This is a genomic window from Sphingobium sp. TKS (assembly GCF_001563265.1).
Classification (GTDB): Bacteria; Pseudomonadota; Alphaproteobacteria; order Sphingomonadales; family Sphingomonadaceae; genus Sphingobium.
On the sequence record NZ_CP005084.1, the window covers coordinates 481,252 to 501,747 of the forward strand.

18 protein-coding genes are annotated in these 20,496 nt (G+C 64.4%); 5 read left to right on the plus strand and 13 right to left on the minus strand.

Annotation, left to right across the window (positions count from 1 at the left end; translation table 11 throughout):
• Positions 1-75: 75 nt before the first annotated feature.
• The 6 genes from K426_RS22990 to K426_RS23015 form a co-directional block, all read right to left on the minus strand.
• Entirely contained in the window at positions 76-1,254 is a 1,179-nt protein-coding gene (locus K426_RS22990) for an acetyl-CoA C-acyltransferase family protein (RefSeq protein WP_066563862.1), read from the minus strand.
• A gap of 14 nt (positions 1,255-1,268) precedes the next feature.
• Complete coding sequence (locus tag K426_RS22995; protein WP_066562741.1) at positions 1,269-3,344, minus strand: 3-hydroxyacyl-CoA dehydrogenase NAD-binding domain-containing protein; 2,076 nt, start codon at positions 3,342-3,344, stop codon at positions 1,269-1,271.
• 14 nt (positions 3,345-3,358) lie between these two features.
• Complete coding sequence (locus tag K426_RS23000; protein WP_066562743.1) at positions 3,359-5,092, minus strand: acyl-CoA dehydrogenase C-terminal domain-containing protein; 1,734 nt, start codon at positions 5,090-5,092, stop codon at positions 3,359-3,361.
• A 106-nt stretch (positions 5,093-5,198) separates the two neighbouring features.
• Positions 5,199-6,269, minus strand: coding sequence for a phosphotransferase (locus K426_RS23005; protein ID WP_066562745.1), 1,071 nt, complete (start codon positions 6,267-6,269; stop codon positions 5,199-5,201).
• The gene (locus K426_RS23010) at positions 6,266-7,435 is read right to left on the minus strand and encodes an acyl-CoA dehydrogenase family protein (RefSeq protein ID WP_066562748.1); all 1,170 of its coding nucleotides are present in this window, start codon (positions 7,433-7,435) and stop codon (positions 6,266-6,268) included. Before K426_RS23010 ends, K426_RS23005 begins: the two co-directional genes overlap by 4 nt.
• Before the next feature lie 24 nt (positions 7,436-7,459).
• Positions 7,460-8,212 carry an SDR family NAD(P)-dependent oxidoreductase gene (locus tag K426_RS23015; RefSeq protein WP_066562749.1) on the minus strand — a complete coding sequence of 251 codons (753 nt, stop codon included), beginning with the start codon at positions 8,210-8,212 and terminating at the stop codon, positions 7,460-7,462.
• A gap of 90 nt (positions 8,213-8,302) precedes the next feature.
• Here K426_RS23015 and K426_RS23020 point away from each other — a divergent pair, with 90 nt between their 5' ends.
• A complete protein-coding gene (locus tag K426_RS23020) occupies positions 8,303-8,968 on the plus strand; it encodes a GntR family transcriptional regulator (protein WP_066562751.1) in 666 nt (221 codons plus the stop codon).
• Positions 8,969-9,081: 113 nt separating this feature from the next.
• The gene (locus K426_RS23025) at positions 9,082-9,792 is read left to right on the plus strand and encodes a helix-turn-helix domain-containing protein (protein ID WP_066562752.1); all 711 of its coding nucleotides are present in this window, start codon (positions 9,082-9,084) and stop codon (positions 9,790-9,792) included.
• A gap of 50 nt (positions 9,793-9,842) precedes the next feature.
• Here the strand turns inward: K426_RS23025 and K426_RS23030 are convergent, their stop codons facing one another.
• Positions 9,843-10,424, minus strand: coding sequence for a TetR/AcrR family transcriptional regulator (locus K426_RS23030; RefSeq protein ID WP_066563871.1), 582 nt, complete (start codon positions 10,422-10,424; stop codon positions 9,843-9,845).
• Between the two features lie 166 nt (positions 10,425-10,590).
• Between K426_RS23030 and K426_RS23035 the strand changes: the two genes are divergently transcribed.
• The 3 genes from K426_RS23035 to K426_RS23045 all read left to right on the plus strand — a co-directional run bounded on the left by K426_RS23035 (position 10,591) and on the right by K426_RS23045 (position 14,132).
• Positions 10,591-11,136, plus strand: a complete 546-nt coding sequence (locus K426_RS23035) for an RNA polymerase sigma factor (RefSeq protein WP_082749029.1) — start codon at positions 10,591-10,593, stop codon at positions 11,134-11,136.
• Positions 11,137-11,325: 189 nt separating this feature from the next.
• Positions 11,326-12,948, plus strand: a complete 1,623-nt coding sequence (locus tag K426_RS23040; protein ID WP_237230170.1) for a vWA domain-containing protein — start codon at positions 11,326-11,328, stop codon at positions 12,946-12,948.
• A gap of 137 nt (positions 12,949-13,085) precedes the next feature.
• Positions 13,086-14,132 (plus strand): tetratricopeptide repeat protein, encoded by a 1,047-nt coding sequence (locus K426_RS23045; protein WP_066562754.1) that lies wholly within the window; start codon positions 13,086-13,088, stop codon positions 14,130-14,132.
• Here K426_RS23045 and fdhD read toward each other — a convergent pair.
• The 6 genes from fdhD to K426_RS23075 are packed head-to-tail and all read right to left on the minus strand — an operon-like array spanning position 14,129 to position 20,301.
• Positions 14,129-14,917: a formate dehydrogenase accessory sulfurtransferase FdhD gene (fdhD, locus tag K426_RS23050; protein ID WP_066562756.1), complete on the minus strand. Its 789-nt coding sequence runs from the start codon at positions 14,915-14,917 to the stop codon at positions 14,129-14,131. The genes K426_RS23045 and fdhD overlap by 4 nt on opposite strands.
• Positions 14,914-15,150, minus strand: a complete 237-nt coding sequence (locus tag K426_RS23055) for a formate dehydrogenase subunit delta (RefSeq protein WP_066562758.1) — start codon at positions 15,148-15,150, stop codon at positions 14,914-14,916. The genes fdhD and K426_RS23055 overlap by 4 nt, the downstream gene beginning before the upstream one ends.
• Before the next feature lie 10 nt (positions 15,151-15,160).
• On the minus strand, positions 15,161-18,007 hold the full coding sequence (fdhF, locus tag K426_RS23060; RefSeq protein ID WP_066562760.1) for a formate dehydrogenase subunit alpha: 2,847 nt from the start codon (positions 18,005-18,007) through the stop codon (positions 15,161-15,163).
• The gene (locus tag K426_RS23065; protein WP_066562761.1) at positions 18,004-19,593 is read right to left on the minus strand and encodes an NADH-ubiquinone oxidoreductase-F iron-sulfur binding region domain-containing protein; all 1,590 of its coding nucleotides are present in this window, start codon (positions 19,591-19,593) and stop codon (positions 18,004-18,006) included. The genes fdhF and K426_RS23065 overlap by 4 nt, the downstream gene beginning before the upstream one ends.
• Positions 19,590-20,069, minus strand: coding sequence for a formate dehydrogenase subunit gamma (locus K426_RS23070; RefSeq protein ID WP_066562763.1), 480 nt, complete (start codon positions 20,067-20,069; stop codon positions 19,590-19,592). Before K426_RS23070 ends, K426_RS23065 begins: the two co-directional genes overlap by 4 nt.
• Entirely contained in the window at positions 20,056-20,301 is a 246-nt protein-coding gene (locus K426_RS23075) for a hypothetical protein (protein ID WP_066562765.1), read from the minus strand. The genes K426_RS23070 and K426_RS23075 overlap by 14 nt, the downstream gene beginning before the upstream one ends.
• Between the last annotated feature and the right edge of the window lie 195 nt (positions 20,302-20,496).

Sequence of the window (20,496 nt, forward strand, 5' to 3'; positions counted from 1 at the left end):
CCCCTGTGCAGCCGCCCATTTGCGAGGGTGGAGGGCGCGGCGGCGGAACCGTCGCGCCCGCCGGTCAGCCGTGGTTCACACCCGTTCCCAGATGGCGGCGATGCCCTGGCCGCCGCCGATGCACATCGTCGTCAGGCCAAGACGCCCCCCGGTGCGCTGCAATTCATAGATCAGCTTGGTCGTGATGATCGCGCCCGTCGCGCCGACCGGATGGCCGAGGGAAATGCCGCTGCCATTGGGATTGACCTTCGCCGGATCGAAACCCAGTTCCCGCGCGACGGCGCAGGCCTGCGCCGCGAAGGCTTCGTTGGATTCGATCACGTCGAGATCAGCGACGCTCAGCCCCGCCCGCTCCAGCGCCTTGCGCGTCGCAGGCACCGGCCCGATGCCCATATAGGCGGGGTCGACGCCTGCATGGCCATAGGCGACCAGCCGCGCCAGGGGCTTCAACCCCTGCGCCTTCACCGCTTCCCCGCTCGCCAGCACGACCGCCGCCGCCCCGTCGTTGATGCCCGAGGCATTGCCCGCCGTCACCGTGCCGTCCTTCTGGAAGACGGGCTTGAGCTTGCCGAAATCCTCCGCCGCCGCATCGGTCCGGACGAATTCGTCGGTGTCGAACGGCACCGGCTTGCGCCGCACCAACACCTCGACCGGCACGATCTGATCCTTGAAATAGCCCTGAGCGATGGCGTTGGCCGCCCGCTTCTGGCTTTCAAAGGCGAGCGCGTCCTGATCTTCCCGCGAAATGCCGTAGCGCGCCGCGACATTTTCCGCCGTCACGCCCATATGAATGCCCTGGAACGGATCGCTCAGCGCTCCGATCAGGCCATCCTGCACGACCGCATCGCCCATCTTCTGGCCCCAGCGGGCGGCAGGCAGGAAATAAGGCGCGCGGCTCATGATCTCCGCGCCCGCGCCCAGCGCGATCTCGCAATCGCCCAGCAGGATCGACTGCGCGGCAGCGATGATCGCTTGCAGGCCCGATCCGCAAAGCCGGTTCACGCTATGCGCCGGGCTTTCCTGCGGCACGCCCGCGCCGATGGCGGCGATGCGCGCGGCATAGGCGTCCCTGGGCTCGCAAGGGATCACATTGCCCAGCACGACATTGCCGATTTGGCTCCCGTCGATGCCCGCCCGCCCGATCGCGGCTTTCGCCACATGGGCGGCCAGTTCGCCCGGCTTCTGATCCTTGAGCGAGCCGCCGAAGCTGCCGATGGCGGTCCGTGCCGCCGACACCAGAAATACGTCCGTCATCTTCCTCTTCTCCATTAACCTTGAATATTGAGATCTTCGAACCGCCCGCCTTTTGCGGCGAGTTGTTCGATCAGCGGCGCGGGCGTCCAGGCCCAGCCGTTACGACCGGCGGCCAGAGTGCGAAGCCGGTCAAGCATAGCGGGCAAGCCCATCAGATCGGCCTGGAACATCGGCCCGCCCCGCTCACGGCCAAAGCCGTAGCCATGGAGGTAGATCATATCGACATCGACCGGACGATAGGCGATCCCATCGCCCACGATCCGCGCCCCTTCATTGATCAGCGCCAGCAGACAGCGGCTGACGATTTCCTCATCGCTGATGGCGCGCCGGGTCAGGCCGATCTCCGCCGAATAATCCTCGATCAGCTTGGTGATCTCCGGGTCGGGCTCCGCCGTCCGGCCATCGGGATAGACATAGATGCCCTTGCCCGTCTTTTGCCCGAAACGGCTGAGCTCGCAGATACGGTCGATCACGCCCGAATAGGGACGGTCGGGCTGTTCCACGGCGCGGCGCTTGCGGATCGCCCAGCCGATATCCTGTCCGGCCAGATCCATCGTCCGGCACGGTCCCATCGCCATGCCCCAGCGCTCCATCGCGGCATCGATCTGCTGTGGCAGCGCGCCTTCCTCCAGCATGAACCAGACCTGGCGCAGATATTCCTCGAACATGCGATTGCCGATGAAGCCGTCGCACACGCCCGATACGACGCTGACCTTGCCGACGCGCTTGCCGAACGCCATCGCCGTCGCCAGCACGTCCGGCGCGGTTTCCCGACCCCGCACCACTTCCAGCAGCCGCATGATATTGGCGGGCGAGAAGAAATGCAGGCCCACCACCCGCGAGGGATCGGCTACCAGCGCCGCGATCGCATCCAGGTCGAGCGTCGACGTATTGCTCGCCAATATCGCATCCGGCCGGGTGATTGCATCGAGCGCAGAAAAGACCTGCTTCTTGACGCCCATATCCTCGAACACCGCCTCGATCACCAGATCGGCGTCGCTGAGCGCATCCAGTTCCGTCGCGGGGGTGAAGGCGGCGATGCGCGCATCGGCCACGGCCTGATCGATCCGGCCCTTTTCCACGTCGCGTTGGATCGTCTTGCGGATGCTGGCTTCCGCCTTGGCCAGCGCGTCGGCGCGCAGTTCGACCATCGTCACAGGTACGCCGGCATTCAGCAAAGCAAGGGTGATGCCGGTGCCCATCAGCCCGCCGCCGATCACCCCGACATGCCGCACCTCACGTGGCCGGACATCGCCCGACAACCCCGGAATGCGCGCCACCGTCCGCTCCCCGAAAAAGGCATGGCGCAAACCACGCGACGCCTCGGAGCGCATCAGTTCCCCGAACAGCTCCGCTTCCAAGGCAAGGCCAGCGGCCAGATCATCCGACAGCGCAGCCACGCAATCGATGATCCGGGTCGGCGCCTGGCTCAAGCCGCCGCGCAGCTTCGCGCGCCGCCCCTCGATCGCCTCCCCAAGATCGGCAGGAACCGGCAAAGCACCCGTCCGGCGCAGCGGCGGGGCATTGCGCGCCACCTCCAGCGCCGCTTCCACCACATCGCCGTCCACCAGTTGATCGACCAAGCCGAGCGACAACGCCCGCTCCGCCGTCACGGGCTTGCCCGACAGCATCATGTCGAGCGCCGCTCCAGCGCCGATCAGCCGCGCCAGCCTCTGCGTGCCGCCCGCGCCCGGCAACAGGCCCAGCATCACTTCAGGCAAGCCCAGACGGCTTCCCGCCTGCGCGATGCGGACATGGCCCGCCATCGCCAGTTCCAGACCACCACCCAGCGCCATGCCGTGGATCGCCATGATCACCGGCTTGCCGGAATCCTCGACCGCGGCGATCAGGTCGCGCAAGAGGCCGATCTGCGCCGGGTCGCCATCGAAATCGCTGATGTCCGCGCCGCCGCAGAACATCCGGCCAGCGCCGGTGACAACGATCGTCCGGCAGGCGGGATCGCTGACCGCCAGCCTGACCTTCGCCATAATGTCTCCGACAAAGCCATTGCCGACGGACAGGGCGTTTACCGGCCCGTTGGACAGGCGCAGCAATATAGTCGCGCCCTCATGAATAACCTCGACAGCCATGCTATCCCTTTCGCTCAGAAGGCGTCGGCGCCAAGCGCCATGATCGTGGCTTCACCTGCCGCGATGCTGCCCGCCAGACCCTGTGCCTGCGGCAACATCCGTTGAGCGAAAAAGTCGGCAACAGCGCGCTTGGCCTCATGCAGCGGCGTATCCGCATTGGCGGCGACAGCCATGCGCGTCCACATCCAGCCCATGGAAACCAGCGCGAAGAGGCGCAGATAATCGACCGCCGCCGCGCCCGCCGCTTCCACGCCCGCGCCCCGCAGCGAAGCTGTCACGCCGCGCAGCAAGGTGAGGGCTTCGCCCGTCCTTTCCGCGATGGACAAGCCTTCCGCCGCCTTCAATTCTTCCGCGACAAGCGCGAAAAAGCCGTCGACCACCGCGCCGCCCGCCATGGAGAGCTTGCGCCCGACCAGGTCCATGGCCTGCACGCCATTGGTGCCCTCATAGATCTGGGCGATGCGCGCATCGCGGACATATTGCTCCATGCCCCATTCGCGGATGTAGCCGTGGCCGCCGAACACTTGCTGCGCCTGCACCGCGCTTTCGAAGCCATAATCCGTGAAGGCCGCCTTCACCACCGGGGTCAGCAGGGCGACCAGCGCATCGGCCTTGGCCCGCTCGGCCGCGTCGGCATGGTGATGCGCCCGGTCGAGCTGCAACGCCGTCCAACCTGCGAGAGCGCGCCCGGCCTCCACGAAAGCGCGGATATGGAGCAGCATCCGCCGCACATCGGCATGCTCGATGATCGCCACCGGACCCCGCGCGCCATCGGCGCTGCGCCCCTGGAGCCGCTCCTTCGCATAGCCGGCTGCCTGCTGGTAGGAGGCGCCGGCAATGCCCAGACCCTGAATGCCGACCATCAGCCGCTCGGCGTTCATCATGGTGAACATGGCGGCCAGACCCTTGTTCGGTTCCCCCACCAGCCAGCCGGTCGCGCCGTCATAGTTCATCACGCAGGTCGGCTGGGCATGAATGCCCATCTTCTTTTCCAGCGCCCCGACCGACATGGCATTGCGGATCGTGAAGCCGCCGTCCGCATCGGGCAGATATTTGGGCACCAGGAACAGGCTGATCCCCTTCACGCCCGCTGGGGCATCGGGCAGGCGCGCCAGCACCAGATGAACGATATTGCCGCCGAAATCATGGTCGCCCGAGGAAATGAAGATCTTTTGCCCGGTGACGGCATAGCCGCCGTCGGCATCCGGAACCGCCTTGGTCTTGAGCAGGGCAAGGTCCGTGCCCGCGCCGCTTTCGGTCAGCGCCATGGCGCCGGTCCATTCGCCGCTCACCATGCGCGGGAGGTAGGTGGCCTTCAACCGATCGCTGGCATGGGCCATGATCGCCTCGCACGCGCCACGTGTCAGGCCGGGGAACAAGCCAAAGGACAGATTCGCCGCCGACAGCATCTCGTCAAGCCAGAGCTGGAGGATGAAGGGCAAGCCCTGCCCGCCATATTCCGGGTCCGCCGAGAGCGAAGCCCAGCCTGCGGCCACAAAATCGCGCCAGGCTTCGGCAAAGCCCTCCGGTGTCCGCACCTCGCCGTCGACGAGGCGACTCCCTTCTTCATCGCCATGACGGTTGATCGGGTGCAGCCGCTCCGCGCACATGCGCCCCGCTTCTTCCAGCACCGCCGCCGCCAGGTCCGCATCGACCTCCTTGCCCGTCTCCGCCATCGCCCGGTCGAAGCCGAGCACCTCGGTCAACAGGAAGCGGTAATCATCGATCGGCGGAACATAGCTGAACATCGGGACTCCTCCTCAAAGCGCGGCGCCCTGCTATACCAAACATCTGTTACAGTCAATTGCGCAGGGATGCGCGCGGCATCCGTCTGCCGCCACCGCAATCCGTCAGCTATGCACCGGCTCGGACCGCCTGCCTCCATGCCAGGTCCATCAATTCGGGCAGAACCCGGACCCGCTCCCGCGCCTGGGACGAAGACGCCGTTCCCCGGATGACGCGGCCCTTGATGCCGTGAAAAATCGCCGCCAGCCGGAAAAAGTTGAAGGCGAGGTAGAATTCATAGCCGGGCAGCGACGCCTGTGCCGTACGCGCGCAATAAAGCGCGACATAATCCTCCTCGGACGGGATGCCGAGCGCCTGGATATCCGCTCCGCCCAGACCGGCGACGATATGCGGCGGCATGCGGTACATCATCGCATTATAGGCGAAGTCGGCGCCGGGATGGCCCAAAGTCGAAAGCTCCCAGTCGAGAACCGCCAGCACCCGCGGTTCCGTTGGATGGAAGATCATGTTGTCGATGCGGAAATCGCCATGAATGATGGCGCTGCGATCGTCATCGGCCGGAATATGCGCGGGCAGCCATTCGATCAGCCGATCCATGTTCGGATCGCGCCCGGCGTCGCCGTCCTCCAGATATTGCTTCGACCAGCGCGCAATCTGCCGCTCGAAATAATTGCCGGGGCGGCCATAGTCGCCAAGGCCCACGCCCTCATAATCGACCATGTGAAGCTGGGCCATGGTCGCGTTCATCGCGTCGAAAATGGCGGCGCGCTCGCCATTGCTCACGCCCGGCACGGTCGCGTCCCAGAAGATGCGGCCCTCGACCATATCCATGACGTAGAACCATGTGCCGATCACGCTGTCGTCCGTGCACAGGCCATGGACATGCGCCACGGGAAATCCCGCCTTTTCCAGGCCGGCGAGAACCTTCGCCTCGCGTTCGACCGCATGGGCGCCCTTCAAAAGCTGGCCGGGCGGCTTGCGGCGCAGCACATAGCCATGCCCCGGCGTGACGAGCTTATAGGTCGGATTGGACTGGCCGCCCTTGAATTGTTCGACCGACATCGGACCGGCAAAGCCAGGCACATTGTCCGCCATCCAGCGCGAAAGCGATGCTTCATCGAAGGCAAAGCCTTCGCGGACCGGCGTCGTGCCGACATTATCTTGCGCCTGCGCGCTCATGCCGCCGCCCCTTTGAGGAAATCGCGCTTGATGCCCTTGGCCAGGCTCCATTTATGCACTTCGGTCGGGCCGTCATAAATGCGGAAGGCGCGGATTTCGCGAAAGATCTGCTCGACCACCGTATCCCCCGACACGCCCGTTCCGCCCATGACCTGCACGCAATTGTCAGCGATCTTCATCAGATGTTCCGACACCGCGACCTTGGTCATCGAGCTTTCTTTCGTGCCGAGCGATCCGGTGTCGAGCACGCCCGCGCACCAGTCGATCATCAACTCGCATTGCTGGAGCGCGATGCGGTTTTCCGCCAGCATAAACCCAACCCCTTCATGGTCTATCAGCAGCTTGCCGAAGGCTTGCCGCGTGCATGCATAAGCGGTGGCGATTTCCTGCGCGCGGATGCAGGCTCCCAGCCAGCGCATGCAATGGGAAAGCCGCGCCGGGCTGAGCCGCACCTGCGCATATTTGAAACCTTCGCCGGACGCGCCCAGCATCTGGTCGGTGGGCACCCGCAAATCGGTGATTTCGATAATGGCATGACCGCCGGGCATCGAGCTGTCCATGGTGTCCAGCACGCGCTCGATACGGATCGCCGGATCGGGCAGATCGACCAGGAACATGCACGCGCCATCGTCGGACTTCGCCATGACGATGCCGACCTTCGCCCCCTGCGCGCCGGTGATGAACGCCTTTCGCCCGTTGATGACCCAATGATTGCCGTCGAGCCGGCAGGTGGTCGTCATCATCGAAGGATCGGAACCCGCGCCGCCCTCCCCGGCCGGTTCGGTCATGAAGAAGGCGGACCGCGCCTCGCCCGCCACCAGCGGCTTGAGGAAACGGCGCTTCTGTTCGGCGCTGGCGACATGGCCGATCAGATACATGTTGCCTTCATCGGGCGCCATGGTGTTGCAGGCGATCGGGCCGAATGGAGACAGGCCGGACCGGATCAGCACCATGGCCGTTTCGCGCTGCGTCAAATGCGACCCGTCGGGCAATATGTGCGGGGTGAGCACGCCGGCCTGACGCGCCTTTTCCCGCATCTCCCACACCATATCCTCCGGCGGACCATGGCCGTGGACCTCGAAACGGGGGTCTTTCTCATAGGGAATGATCGTTTCGCGGACGAAGTTTTCGACCTTCGCCGCGATCTCTTGCGCGCGTTGCGTCATGCGTCTCTCTTTCTGCCGGAGGGGTTACAGGGTGCTGACCAGATGGCCGCCGTCGACTTCGATGACGGACCCGGTCATGTAGGAGGACAGGTCGGACGCCAGCAGCAGCAGCGGCCCGTCCAGTTCCTGCAAATTGCCCAGGCGCCGCTGCGGGATGCGCCTGATCATCGCCTTGCCCGCCTCGCTTGCCCAGAAGTCGGCGTTGAGTTCAGTCTCAAGATAGCCCGGCGCCAGCGCGTTCACCCGGATGCCAAGGCGCGCCCATTCGAGCGCGAGGGTTTTCGTCATCTGGATCGCCCCGGATTTGGACACCGCATAGGAAACGACGCCGCCCGCTTGCCTGATGCCCAGAATGGACGCGATATTGATGATGGAACCGCCCTTTTGCCGCGCCTCCATAGCCCTGGCGGCCGCCTGCGACATCAGGAACATGCCCTTGAGGTTGGTGTCGATCACCGCGTCCCAATCCGCTTCGCCATGGCTGAGCGCGGGGCCATCGCGCACGATGCCGGCATTGTTGACGAGGATGTCCATCCGCTCCAATGCGGGCGTCGCTGCCGAAATGCTCGCCATATCGGACACGTCGAGCGCGATGGCGGAGCATTTGCCGCCGGCCGCGACAATGGACCCGGCGACATCGGCCAGCGCCTCCTGACGGCGGGCGCCGACGATGACCTCCGCGCCCGCTTCCGCCAGCACCTTGGCGAAATGGGCGCCAAGACCACCCGAAGCGCCCGTGACCAGAGCAACCTTCCCTTCAAGATTCCATCGACTCATTCGGCACCTCTCGGTTGTTCAAATGGAACATTATTGTGGAACAATCAATTGGAACTTGAGCATCCCCCCGATTGTGCCCATAGAAGCGGAATGCTGACCAACGACGCGAACACCGGAGAAACGAAGGCCGGTTCTTCCCAACGGGTCTATCGCGGCATCCTGCGCGATCTGGAGGAGGGAAGGATGGTTCCGGGCCAGCGTTTGGCCGAAACGGAACTGGCGGCTCTTTATGGCGTGGGACGAAACGCCGTGCGGGAGGCCATTCAGCGCCTGAGTGGACGAGGCGTGATCGACCTGAATCCGCACCGCTCGCCCGCCATACGCTTGCTGAGCATGGACGAAACGCTCGAAGTGCTGGAGGTGGCCGAAGCGATGACCGCATTGGCGACCCGTTCGGCGGCAATGCATTATCACGAAGACCAGCACGGCGAATTGCTGCGCTCGACGCTAGCGATGGTGATCGAAGCAGACGTCCATGACGAACCCGGCATGTTCAGCCGGGCACGCCGCCATTTCTACCGCGCGCTGCTCACGATCGGTGGCAATCGCGAGCTGCAGCGCCTGTTCCCGGCCATCAGCATGCACATCATCCACGCCCAATATCAGGGCCGGCAGCTCCGCAGCATCCGGCTCGCGGACTATCGCTCGATCGTCGACGCCATCGTAAGGCGAGATTCCGTCACGGCCGAAAAAGCCGGGCACGATCATGTGCGGCATGTTCGGCAGATCATCATGGCGACACCCCGCCGCCCGTAAGACGCGGAAACTTCAGCTAGGCATCGCCAATCGAAGGCCAGCCGCCGGATGCGCTCGCGTCAGTTGCCGTCGCATTAACGTTCCTGAAACCCGCCCGCGCGCATAAACGAAAAATGCCTATTCACGCGATAGTAGATCAGCCCCCGAAGTCCGACAACAGGCGCGGAGCCGCTCGCTGGCGCATTCGCCTCGAACTGCCCAACACGCTGGACGAAACAAGCGCGAATGTCGTAATCCACGACATCTCCACGGCCGGCATGCTCATCGACACCAAGTCTCAGCTCAAGATCGGGCAAAGCGTCATGGTGTCCTTGCCCGATGCCGACAAAGTCGCCGCGCATGTCGTCTGGCAAAATGAGTCGCTGTTCGGTTGCCGTTTCGATCAACCGCTGCCGCAAGGGGTGGTGAGTGCGGTGCGGCTGCGCAGCCCGAGCCGCGATGAGGCAAAACCCATTGCAGATCGACCCGAGGCGACCGTTGCGGAGGGGCTGCCCGAACGCCTGCGTCGATTGCGGCAGGAACGGGGTCTGAGCCGCGCCGCCCTGTCCGAGCAGACGGGGTTCAGCAAACCCACCATCTGGGGATGGGAAACGGGCAGGACCATGCCGCGAAAGGACAATTTGCACATTTTGTCGGGTATTTTCGGCCTGACCGAACAGCAATTGCTTTTCGGCAAGGACAATTCTCCGCTTCCTGAAGGGAAGAAAGCATCCCCCGAACCTTACGCCAAGTCGCTCAAAGATATTATCGATCTGTCGAAAACGAAAATTGCCGAAGCGGCGGGCGTGAATAAGTTCAAGGTTCACATCTATATCGAATATTAGCATTGGTCGATACGGTGGCGGCACTGTCGCCAACGTCCCTCCACCAAGGATTATTCGTGCCGAAAGACGGCAACGATCTGCGCGGCCATCTCGCCCGGCGTGAGCCGGCCAGGCCGATACCAGTCCGCCATGCCGTTCAGTTGAACCAGAAGCAGATTGCGATAGACTGGCCGATCGATATGCGGCGGCAGCGGAAGCTCCTCCACCAGCGACCGGAACAGCCCCTCGAACCGGTCGCGCCGCGCGATCAGTTGTTTGCGGACATCATCGGGCACCTCCCGAAAATCGTTCATCATCGGCGTCGTCAGCGAATCGGGGGCGAGTTGAATGTCCAGCAACGTCGCGCAGGCCGCCGTCAGCTTCGCCCATGGATCGGATTGCGCCCCGACGGCTTCGGCTATCTGTTCCTCCGCCCCGTCGAGCGCGGCATTGTGCAGCTCGACGAACAGCGCATCCTTCGACTTGATATGATGGTAGAGCGAACCGCCCAGCACGCCCGCCTGCTCGCCAATGTCCCGCATGGACGTTCCGCGATAGCCCTTTTTGGCGAATAGCTGGGCCGCAATCTCCAGAATCTGGCGGCGGCGCGCCGACCCCTCATCGGTCGATCCGGATAGAATAGGCTTTGTCATCACGACCGGCGCTAGCACATCCTTGAAAGCCCGCGAAGCCTCTGTTCCGGATAAGTGGAACAGGCGCTTCATCTTTGCTAGCTCTGTCGGAATGTCGGGGGCTGGCCGGAAAGATGGGAGTGCAGGGCCGCCGGCCGTCATGGGCGGCGGGATGCGGCCCTGACCGATGGATGACCCGTCCTATTTCCCGGACAGCCTCTTGGTCGCCGCGGCGGTCGACGGCGACCGCAAGGCTTTCGAAACCTTGCTACGGAGGCATTATGACCGGATTCACGGGCTCGCCTGGCAGTTGACCGGCTCGCGCAGCGATGCCGACGACATCACGCAGGAAGTGTGCTGCACCCTGGTCGAGAAGATCGGCAGCTTTCGCGGGGAGGCAAAGTTCACCACCTGGCTCTGCGGCATCGTCTATAATGCCTGCCGCGACCTGCGCCGCCGCAAGCGCTCCTTCAGTGGCTTTGCCGAGCGGCTGGCGGTGATCGCCGGACTGACGCCCGCGCCGGACGGCCGCGATCTGCACGACGCCATCTGGCTCAAAAGCGCGATCGCCCGACTGAAGCCCGCCTATCGGGACACGGCGGTGCTGATCGCCGGTCAACAGCTTACCCATGCGGAAGCTGCCCCACTGCTGGGGGTAAGCGAGTCCACCGTCGCGTGGCGGATGCACGAAATCCGACGATTGCTGTCTTTCGACAAAGCGCAGGCGCGTTAGCTCACGCCCCTCCGGAAAAAATTTTCTCAACCTCCCAAGCTTTCCCCCTTGAGCCGCGTCCCAGTGACTGACGGATGATCTGCGCCGTCTCCATCATGGGAGAATTTTATGTCTCGCTTCCTTCCTTCCATCGCCACAGGGTTGATGTGCTTGGCCCTGGCTTCCTGTGCCGGTCAGGGGACGCACGAAATGGCAGCGCCGAACGCCCCCGCACCGGCTGAGGAAATCGTCGTTACCTCCCAGCGGGCCGACAGCGCCGGCGGCGCATACCAGACCCGCAAGGCCAATGGAGCGGTTCGGGCGGAACCGGCATATGCCCCTCCACCCCCTGCGCCGATGCTCGCCATGCCGGAGCGCAGGCCGTGGCCGCCCGCTTATCATGACGTCGGGCGCGACACATTCGTGAACAAGGAGGAGAACCGCTTCCAGATCGTCCGGGAACAGCCGGTTTCGACCTTCTCCATCGATGTCGACACCGCATCCTATTCCTTCGTGCGCGCGTCGCTCAACCAGAATGTCCTGCCGCAACCCGCCGCCGTCCGGCCGGAGGAGATGATCAACTATTTCCCCTATGATTATGCCGCGCCGCGCAGCGTGGCCCAGCCCTTCACGACCAATGTCGCGGTCTTCCCCAGCCCCTGGACGGCAGGACGCAAGCTCGTCCGCATCGGCATTCGCGGCTATGCGGTCCAGCGCGCCGTGCGGCCCCGCGCCAATCTGGTGTTCCTGATCGACACCTCCGGATCGATGAACGAGCCCAACAAGCTGCCGCTGGTGAAGCAATCCCTGTCCATGCTGGTCGGCCAGCTCGACCCCAATGACCATGTCGCCATCGTCACCTATGCGGGCAGCGCCGGGACCGCGCTGGAACCCACGCCGGTCAGCCAGAAGCACAGAATATTGGAGGTCATCAACCGCCTTGGCGCGGGCGGCGGCACGGCGGGGGCGGAGGGCGTTCGCCAGGCCTATGCGCTGGCTGCCGCCAATCTGGACCCGGCGGGCGTCAACCGGGTGATGCTGGCCACGGACGGCGATTTCAACATCGGCATCACCAATGTCGATGAGTTGAAGGGCTTTGTCGAACGCGAGCGGAACAAGGGAATTTTCCTGTCCGTCCTTGGCTTTGGCATGGGCAATTACAATGACGCGCTGATGCAGGCGCTGGCGCAGAACGGCAATGGCGCCGCCGCCTATATCGACACCCTCAGCGAAGCGCGCAAGATGCTGGTGGAGGAGGCCGGCTCCACCCTCTTCCCGATCGCCAAGGATGTGAAGATCCAGGTCGAATTCAACCCCGCGACCGTCGCGGAATATCGGCTGATCGGCTATGAAACGCGGATGCTGAACCGGGAGGATTTCGACAATGACCGGGTCGATGCAGGCGATGTCGGATCGGGCCAGACGGTGACGGCGCTCTATGAAATCGTGCCGGTGGGCGGTCCCCGCGCCGTCCCCGACCTGCGCTACGCCCCGTCAGCCAGAGCGCCAGCCGGGAGCGCAAGCGAATATGGCTTCGTCAAGATCCGCTACAAGGCGCCCAAATCGGATCGGAGCCAATTGATCGCGACCCCGATCAACCGGGCCGTGGAATTCGCCCGCTTCGAAAATGCGCCGCTCGATGCCCGCTTTGCGACCGGCGTGGCGGCCTTTGCCGAATTGCTGCGGGGCGGGCGCTATGGCGGATCGCTGAGCTATGACGATGTGCTGCGCATCGCTACGGCAGCGCGCGGCGCCGATCCATTCGGCTATCGCGGCGAATTCATCCAGTTGGTCCGCACCGCCAGGACGGCTGCCTCCATGCAACCACTTTGATCGGGAAGGGGGCTAGTCAGGGAAAACCGGCCCCTTTCGCACCGCAACGCTTTGCCGCATAAGACCAGCCTATGTACCCGCCCGCCTCTCCTGATCCGACGCAAGGCCCGTCCCGCAAGGATGACAGGAAGCCGTAAATGGCCGGCGAGCGAAACACACCCTTCTCCCTGCCCGATCCGCCGCCGCCTGCCCCAGCGCGGCGCGAGGCAGCGATCGAGGCGGCATTGCGCCGGTTCGATGGAACGGAGCAGGGTGCGCCACCTGTCGGGACCGGCAAAGCTGCGCGCTGGCGGCATCTGCTGGACCGTCCCTATCTGGGGAGCGCGCTTGCCCTATCCCTGCTTGCGCTTGTCGTCCTGCCCGTCGCATGGATGAATATGCCGCGACAGGACGCCCCTTCCCCTCGGATCGCCGCCCGACCGCAGGAAGAACGGGCCGCTGCCGATATGGCCGCCGCGCCCGTTCCGCCGCCCTTGCGCTCCGAACCGCCAGCTATCGTCCCGGAGAAGTCAGCCACAAAACCCCCCGCGCCTGCCCTAGAGCCGGTTCGGGAAAAGACGGTACAGCCGCCAGAGCAAGCGCCCGCCATGCAGGCTTATGGAAGCATGGCGGCGGCTCCCGCTGCCTCTCCTGCCGCTCCCCCTCCCCCCGCAGTCCTTGCCAATGCGGAGGTTTCGGCAAGGCGCGCCAACAAGGCGGCCGATAGCGAAGCCGCCGGGGACATCGTCGTCACCAGCGCCAGGGCCGATCCGGGCCTGCTGCGCGGACGGGGCGACTGGAACGCCTGCACCGTGCTGGACCCACAGCAAGACCTCACCGCCTGCAAGCGGCAGGTCGATCCCGCCGCCAAAGGAGACAGGGGCCGTATCGGCGCGCCTATGGCCGATGGCCTGACGCGGGCTTGGCAGGGCGACTGGCGCGATGCCGTCGCCGCCTTCGACAAGGCGATCGCCGTCGCGCCGAAATCGGCCCAAGCCTATCTCAATCGCGCAATGGCCTATCAGGCGCAGGGCGAGAGCGACCGCGCACTGGAGGATTTCGACAAGGCCGTCCGCTATGCGCCCTATGCGGCGCAGGGCTATTATCATCGCAGCCTGCTGTTGCAGCAGCGCGGAGAAATCCGGAAAGCGGAAGCAGACCGAGCCCGCGCCGCCGAACTCGACAGCCGCTACGATCCCGACTAATCCCCGCTCAGCAGGATCGCGTCGGGGCGGGCCAGCACCACCAGCGGCAGCCCCGCCCCCGCCGCCCGTTCGACCGCAAGCCGCGTCGGCGCGGAAATCGTCACCAGCAAGGGGCAGTCCGCCAGCACCGCCTTTTCCACCAATTCATAGGAACAGCGCGAAGAAAGCAGCGCGAAGCCGCCATCCCATTCCCATCCGCGCCGCCGCATCGCGCCGATCAGCTTGTCGAACGCATTATGCCGCCCGACATCCTCCCGCGCCAGGCGGATCGTGCCGTCCGCCGCCACCAGCGCCGCGACATGCGCCGCGCCGGTTCGCATGTTGAGCGGCTGATGCTGTCCCAAATCGCCCAGTGCCCGAAAGATCGCCCCCTTGTCGGCCAGCGACGGGCCGGTAACGGCCGGCAAAGGCCGGATCGCCTGTTCCAGATTCTCCACGCCGCAAATCCCGCAGGAGGATTCCGAAGCGCGATGCCGCACCCGGCTGAGCAAAGCTTCCGTCCGCCCCTCCGGCAAGGTCGCACGGGCAATGATCCCCTGCTCCGTCGCATGCATGTCGACGTCGAAGGGCGCATCCTCCGGCCCGATCAGCCGCTCCGCCAGCGCGAAGCCCAGCACCAGGTCCGCCACATCCGCAGGCGTCGCCATCAGCACGGCATAGCCGATGCCGTTAAATTCGATCGCGACCGGCACTTCCTCGGCCAGCTCGCGGGTCACCGCCGTCACCCGGCCTTCCGGCGTCACCTGCCTGAATATGACGGATTCATCCTCCAGCACGGCGCTCAAGGGGCCGCGACCCGGCGGACGGCGGCGGCGGCGATGGAGGAAAGCGCCTCGGGACGCTCCGCCGCCAGCACGGCGATGCGCCGCTTCATCGCCGGATCCCAGAAGGCGCGTATATGATCCGCCGTCATCGCCACAGCCTCCGCCTCACCCGATGCCACAAGATTGCGGGCGATCTGGTTTGCCATGTAGATCAGGCGGTCTTCGGTCGACATGACCTCATTTTCATCGCTCATGCGCCCGATCCTATTGCGCCGCTGCCAGCGGCGCAATCCGCCTGCTGTGGCGGGCCTGATCGGCATAGTCGCGCTGCCAGTCGCTTGGCCCGTTGGAGGGCATGACCTGTACCGCCGTCACCTTATATTCCGGGCAGTTGGTGGCCCAGTCCGAATAGTCGGTGGTGATGACATTGGCCTGCGTATCAGGATGGTGGAAGGTGGTGTAGACCACGCCCGGCGCGACCCGCTCGGTGATCAATGCGCGCAGACTGGTTTCCCCGGCCCGGCTCTTGAGCGAGACCCAATCGCCATCCTTGATTCCCCGGTTCTCCGCATCGGCCGGATGGATTTCCAGCCGGTCCTCCGGATGCCAGGCCTCGTTCGCCGTCCGCCGCGTCTGCGCGCCGACATTATATTGGCTGAGGATGCGGCCGGTCGTCAGCAACAGCGGGAAGCGCGGCCCGGTTTTCTCATCGGTCGGCACATAGTCGGTGACGACGAATTTGCCCCTGCCGCGCACGAAGCCGTCGATATGCATGGTCGGCGTCCCGTCCGGCGCCGCGTCATTGGCAGGCCATTGCAGCGATCCTTCCACGTCCAGCCGGTCATAATGCACGCCCGCGAAGGTCGGGGTCAGCGCGGCGATCTCGTCCATGATCTCGGACGGATGCGCATAGGACCAGCCAAGCCCCATGGCCTGCGCAACAAGCTGGACGATCTCCCAATCGCCATAACCATTGAGCGGCGCCATCACCTTGCGCACGCGCTGGATGCGCCGTTCGGCATTGGTGAAGGTTCCATCCTTCTCCAGAAAGGTCGACCCCGGCAGGAAGACATGGGCGTAATTGGCGGTCTCATTGAGGAACAGATCCTGCACCACCACGCATTCCATCGCGGCAAGGCCCGCCGCGACATGATGAGTATTGGGGTCGGACTGAAGAATATCCTCGCCCTGGATGAAGATGCCCTTGAACGTCCCGTCCGTCGCCGCGTCGAGCATATTGGGGATGCGCAGGCCCGGCTCGGCATCCAGCGTCACGCCCCAGGCCCGCTCGAACTGGCCGCGCACAGCATCGTCCGACACATGGCGATAGCCGGAAAATTCGTGCGGGAAGCTGCCCATGTCACAGGCGCCCTGCACATTATTCTGCCCGCGCAAAGGGTTCACGCCGACGCCCTCGCGCCCGACATTGCCGGTCGCCATGGAGAGGTTGGCAATCGCCATGACGGTGGACGACCCTTGACTATGCTCGGTGACGCCAAGACCATAGTAGATCGCGGCGTTACCCCCGGTGGCATAAAGCCGCGCCGCCGCGCGCACCTCTTCCGCCTTCACCCCCGTCAGCGGCTCGATCGCCTCGGGCGAGCGGCTGGGTTCAGCGACGAAGGCCGCCCAGTCCATAAATTCATCCCAGTCGCAACGATCCCGGATGAAGGCTTCGTCGAAGAGATTTTCCGTCACGATCACATGCGCCATCGCCGTCAGCATGGCGACATTGGTGCCGGGCCGCAGCGGCAGATGATGCGCCGCCTCGACATGGGGCGACTTCACCAGATCGATCCGCCGGGGATCGATGACGATCAGCTTCGCGCCCTCGCGCAGCCGCTTCTTCATTCGGCTGGCGAAGACGGGATGGCCGTCGGTCGGATTGGCGCCGATGACCAGAATGACGTCGGCCTCGGCAACGCTGTCGAAATCCTGCGTGCCCGCCGAAGTGCCGAACGTCGTCTTCAATCCATAGCCCGTCGGGGAATGGCAGACCCGCGCGCAGGTATCTACATTATTGTTGCCGAAACCCTGCCGGATCAGCTTCTGGACGAGGAAGGTCTCCTCATTGGTGCAGCGGCTGGAGGTGATGCCGCCGATGCTGCGCGTGCCATATTTTGCCTGGATGCGCTTGAACTCGCTGGCGGTATGGGCGATGGCCTCCTCCCACGACACCTCGCGCCAGGGTTCGTCCACCGAAGCGCGGATCATCGGCTTCAGGATGCGGTCGCGATGCTGGGCATAGCCCCAGGCGAAGCGGCCCTTCACGCAGCTATGCCCGTGATTGGCCTTGCCCTCCTTCCACGGCACCATCCGCACCAGCTCCTCGCCCCGCATCTCGGCGCGGAAGGTGCAGCCGACGCCGCAATAGGCGCAGGTGGTCACGACCGCCCGGTCCGGCGTGCCGATCTCCACCACCTTTTTCTCGGTCAGCGTGGCGGTCGGGCAGGCCTGGACGCAGGCGCCGCAGGACACGCATTCGGACGACAGGAAATCCTGCCCTTGGGATGGGGAAACCTTGGAATCGAAGCCCCTTCCCTCGATGGTCAGCGCAAAAGTCCCCTGCACCTCGTCGCAAGCCCGCACGCAGCGCGAACAGACGATGCATTTGCTGGGGTCGAAGTCGAAATAGGGGTTCGACTGGTCCTTCGCCTGCCCCATATTGGTCGCGCCATCATAGCCATAGCGCACGTCGCGCAGGCCCACCGCGCCCGCCTGTTCCTGCAACTCGCAATCGCCATTAGCCGGGCAGGTCAGGCAGTCGAGCGGATGGTCGGAGATGTAAAGCTCCATCACCCCGCGCCGCAACTGCTTCAACCGCTCGCTCTGCGTCCGCACCACCATGCCCTCGGCAATCGGCGTGGTGCAGGAAGCGGGATAGCCATTGCGCCCTTCGACTTCGACCAGACAGAGGCGGCAGGAGCCGAAGCTCTCGACATTGTCTGTCGCGCACAGTTTCGGGATCGAGCAGCCGGTCAGCGAAGCCGCCCGCATGATCGACGTGCCCTCCGGCATGGTGACCATATCGCCATCGATGGTGAGGGTCACGCTCTTGCTCGTCGCGACAGCAGGCGGCGTTCCATGATCGGCTTCGCGCGTATAGGTCATTCCGCAGCTTCCTTCACCGGAGCAGAAGCCCCAAAATCCTCGGGAAAATGATCGAGCGCGCTCAGCACCGGATAGGGCGTGAAACCGCCCAACGCACAGAGCGAGCCATATTTCATCGTATCGCACAGGTCGCGCAACAGCGCCGTCTGCGTCTCCAGCCCGCTGTCGATCCGCTCAGGCGCTCGCGAATATAGCGCCTTCGCCAATCCGCCGCCGACCTCTTCCACCACCACCGGCTCGGCATCCCGCGCCGCGATGATCCGGTCCATCACTTCAACGCCCCGCGTCGACCCGATCCGGCAGGGCGTGCATTTCCCGCAACTTTCGACCGCGCAGAACTCCATTGCGAAGCGCGCCATATGCGCCATGTCCACTGTGTCGTCGAATACGGTAATCCCGGCATGGCCGATCAGTCCTCCGGCCTGCGCGAAAGCCTCATAGTCGAAGGGCAGATCGAACATGCCCGGCGGGAAATAAGCCCCCAACGGCCCGCCCACCTGCACCACACGCACCGGCCTTCCGCTGGCCGTCCCGCCGCCAATGTCGTTCACCAACTCGCCCAGCGTGATACCGAAGCCGATTTCGTAGAGCCCGCCATGCTTCACATTGCCTGCAAGCTGCACCGGCATGGTGCCCCGCGACCGCCCGAAACCGACCGCCGCATAGGCCTCAGCTCCTTCCGCCAGGATGAAGGGAACCGCCGCCAGACTCAGCACATTGTTGATCACCGTCGGCTGCCCGAACAGCCCCTCCAGCGCCGGAAGAGGCGGTTTCGCCCGCACCTGTCCCCGCTTGCCTTCGATACTGTCGAGCAGCGCCGTTTCCTCGCCGCAGACATAGGCGCCTGCCCCTACCCGCACCTCCAGCGTGAAGGGAGCGATCCGCTGGGCGGAAATCTCGATGGCTTGCCGCATGGCCGCGACCGCAAACGGATATTCGCTGCGAATATAAATATAGCCGTGGCCTGCCCCCACCGCATGCCCGGCGATCGCCATCCCCTCGATCAGGCAGAAAGGATCGCCCTCCATCAGCATCCGGTCGGCAAAGGTTCCGCTGTCGCCTTCATCAGCATTGCAAACGATGAACTTGGGCTCGCCCGGCGCATCCAGCACCGTCTGCCATTTGATCCCGGTCGGAAAGCCAGCCCCGCCGCGCCCCCGCAAGCCGGAAGCCTTTACCGCATCCACCACCGCCTGCGGCGCCATCGCCCGCGCCGCATCCAGCCCGCGCCAACCGCCATGCGCGGCATAATCCTCCAGACTCAGCGGATCGATGATCCCACAGCGGGCAAAGGTAAAACGCTGCTGCCCCGCGAAAAAGGGCAAGGCGGCCACATCCCCCAGCCGCGCCGCATGGCTTCCGTCCAGCACGGCCGCCACATCGTCCGGTCCCACCGGCCCGAACCCAACCCGCGCCCCATCGCGTTCCACCTCAACCAAAGGCTCGATGGAAAATAACCCCCGGCTGCCGGTGCGCACCACCTCACATCCGGCAGTCTCGAAAGCGTGCGCCACATCGTCTGCACCCAAGGCTACCGACGCCATGTCCCGGCTGACATAGACTTTGTTTTTCTGGCCCGGCGTCATGCCGCGATCTCCCGCGCAATCCGTTCCAGAACCGTCGCGTCAACCCGCGCAATCGGCCGCCCGTCGACCAGCGCATTCGGCCCCACGGCGCACAAACCCAGGCAGTAAACCGGCTCCAGCGTCACCTGTCCGTCGCGCCCCGTCTCACCCATGGCGACACCCAGCCGTTCCGCCGCCGCTCGCTCCATCGCCGCGCCGCCGCGTGCCTGGCAGCTTTCCGCCCGACACAGCTTCACCACATGCCGCCCAACCGGCGTGCGCCGGAAATCATGGTAGAATGTCACCACCCCATGCACGTCGGCGCGGCTCAGGTTCAGTGCCTTGGCTATAGCCGGGATCGCCGCATCATCGACAGAACCTATCTCTTCCTGCAACATGTGCAGCAACGGCAACAGCCGGTCCCGCGTCTGGCCATGCACGCTGGTCCAATCCTCGATCAACCGCGCCGTTTCATCGACGGCCTCACCTTGCTGCATCTTCTTCATTCTTCCGACGCCTTTTCCCGCGCGCTATGCTGCGCTCCGGCGGAGCCGGCGTCAAATCGAAGACCATCATGTTTGATAGATAAACCCTATCAAACATGATGGTCAAACCGTCGCAATAACGATCTTCGCGCTCTGCCATCATCAGCCGCCCGATCGTTCGGGCGGAAGGAGCCAGATGCAATTCTCCGCTTTTTCCGCCTGTCGCTTCCAATTCGCTATGCACCGCAGTTGCTTACGCCGCGGCTCGGACATCGGGAATATGGTTGAGCCGAGCGAACCGCAATTTCCATCACTTCTCCAATATTTCCGACCTGTTCCGCGACCAGGTTCGCTGGCACCAATGTTCCATCACGCAATTGACGCGATATGATGCTGATCCTCCTTGGAAAATCAGCCAATCGCATCAATCATGAGTCAG

What these genes read in the sequence shown, in the direction of transcription:
- K426_RS22990 (WP_066563862.1), bottom strand. Translation starts at nt 1,254, where the DNA reads ATGACGGACGTATTTCTGGTGTCGGCGGCACGGACCGCCATCGGCAGC.
- K426_RS22995 (WP_066562741.1), bottom strand. Translation starts at nt 3,344, where the DNA reads ATGGCTGTCGAGGTTATTCATGAGGGCGCGACTATATTGCTGCGCCTG.
- K426_RS23000 (WP_066562743.1), bottom strand. Translation starts at nt 5,092, where the DNA reads ATGTTCAGCTATGTTCCGCCGATCGATGATTACCGCTTCCTGTTGACC.
- K426_RS23005 (WP_066562745.1), bottom strand. Translation starts at nt 6,269, where the DNA reads ATGAGCGCGCAGGCGCAAGATAATGTCGGCACGACGCCGGTCCGCGAA.
- K426_RS23010 (WP_066562748.1), bottom strand. Translation starts at nt 7,435, where the DNA reads ATGACGCAACGCGCGCAAGAGATCGCGGCGAAGGTCGAAAACTTCGTC.
- K426_RS23015 (WP_066562749.1), bottom strand. Translation starts at nt 8,212, where the DNA reads ATGAGTCGATGGAATCTTGAAGGGAAGGTTGCTCTGGTCACGGGCGCT.
- K426_RS23020 (WP_066562751.1), top strand. Translation starts at nt 8,303, where the DNA reads ATGCTGACCAACGACGCGAACACCGGAGAAACGAAGGCCGGTTCTTCC.
- K426_RS23025 (WP_066562752.1), top strand. Translation starts at nt 9,082, where the DNA reads ATGCCTATTCACGCGATAGTAGATCAGCCCCCGAAGTCCGACAACAGG.
- K426_RS23030 (WP_066563871.1), bottom strand. Translation starts at nt 10,424, where the DNA reads ATGACAAAGCCTATTCTATCCGGATCGACCGATGAGGGGTCGGCGCGC.
- K426_RS23035 (WP_082749029.1), top strand. Translation starts at nt 10,591, where the DNA reads ATGGATGACCCGTCCTATTTCCCGGACAGCCTCTTGGTCGCCGCGGCG.
- K426_RS23040 (WP_237230170.1), top strand. Translation starts at nt 11,326, where the DNA reads ATGGCAGCGCCGAACGCCCCCGCACCGGCTGAGGAAATCGTCGTTACC.
- K426_RS23045 (WP_066562754.1), top strand. Translation starts at nt 13,086, where the DNA reads ATGGCCGGCGAGCGAAACACACCCTTCTCCCTGCCCGATCCGCCGCCG.
- K426_RS23055 (WP_066562758.1), bottom strand. Translation starts at nt 15,150, where the DNA reads ATGAGCGATGAAAATGAGGTCATGTCGACCGAAGACCGCCTGATCTAC.
- fdhF (WP_066562760.1), bottom strand. Translation starts at nt 18,007, where the DNA reads ATGACCTATACGCGCGAAGCCGATCATGGAACGCCGCCTGCTGTCGCG.
- K426_RS23065 (WP_066562761.1), bottom strand. Translation starts at nt 19,593, where the DNA reads ATGACGCCGGGCCAGAAAAACAAAGTCTATGTCAGCCGGGACATGGCG.
- K426_RS23070 (WP_066562763.1), bottom strand. Translation starts at nt 20,069, where the DNA reads ATGCAGCAAGGTGAGGCCGTCGATGAAACGGCGCGGTTGATCGAGGAT.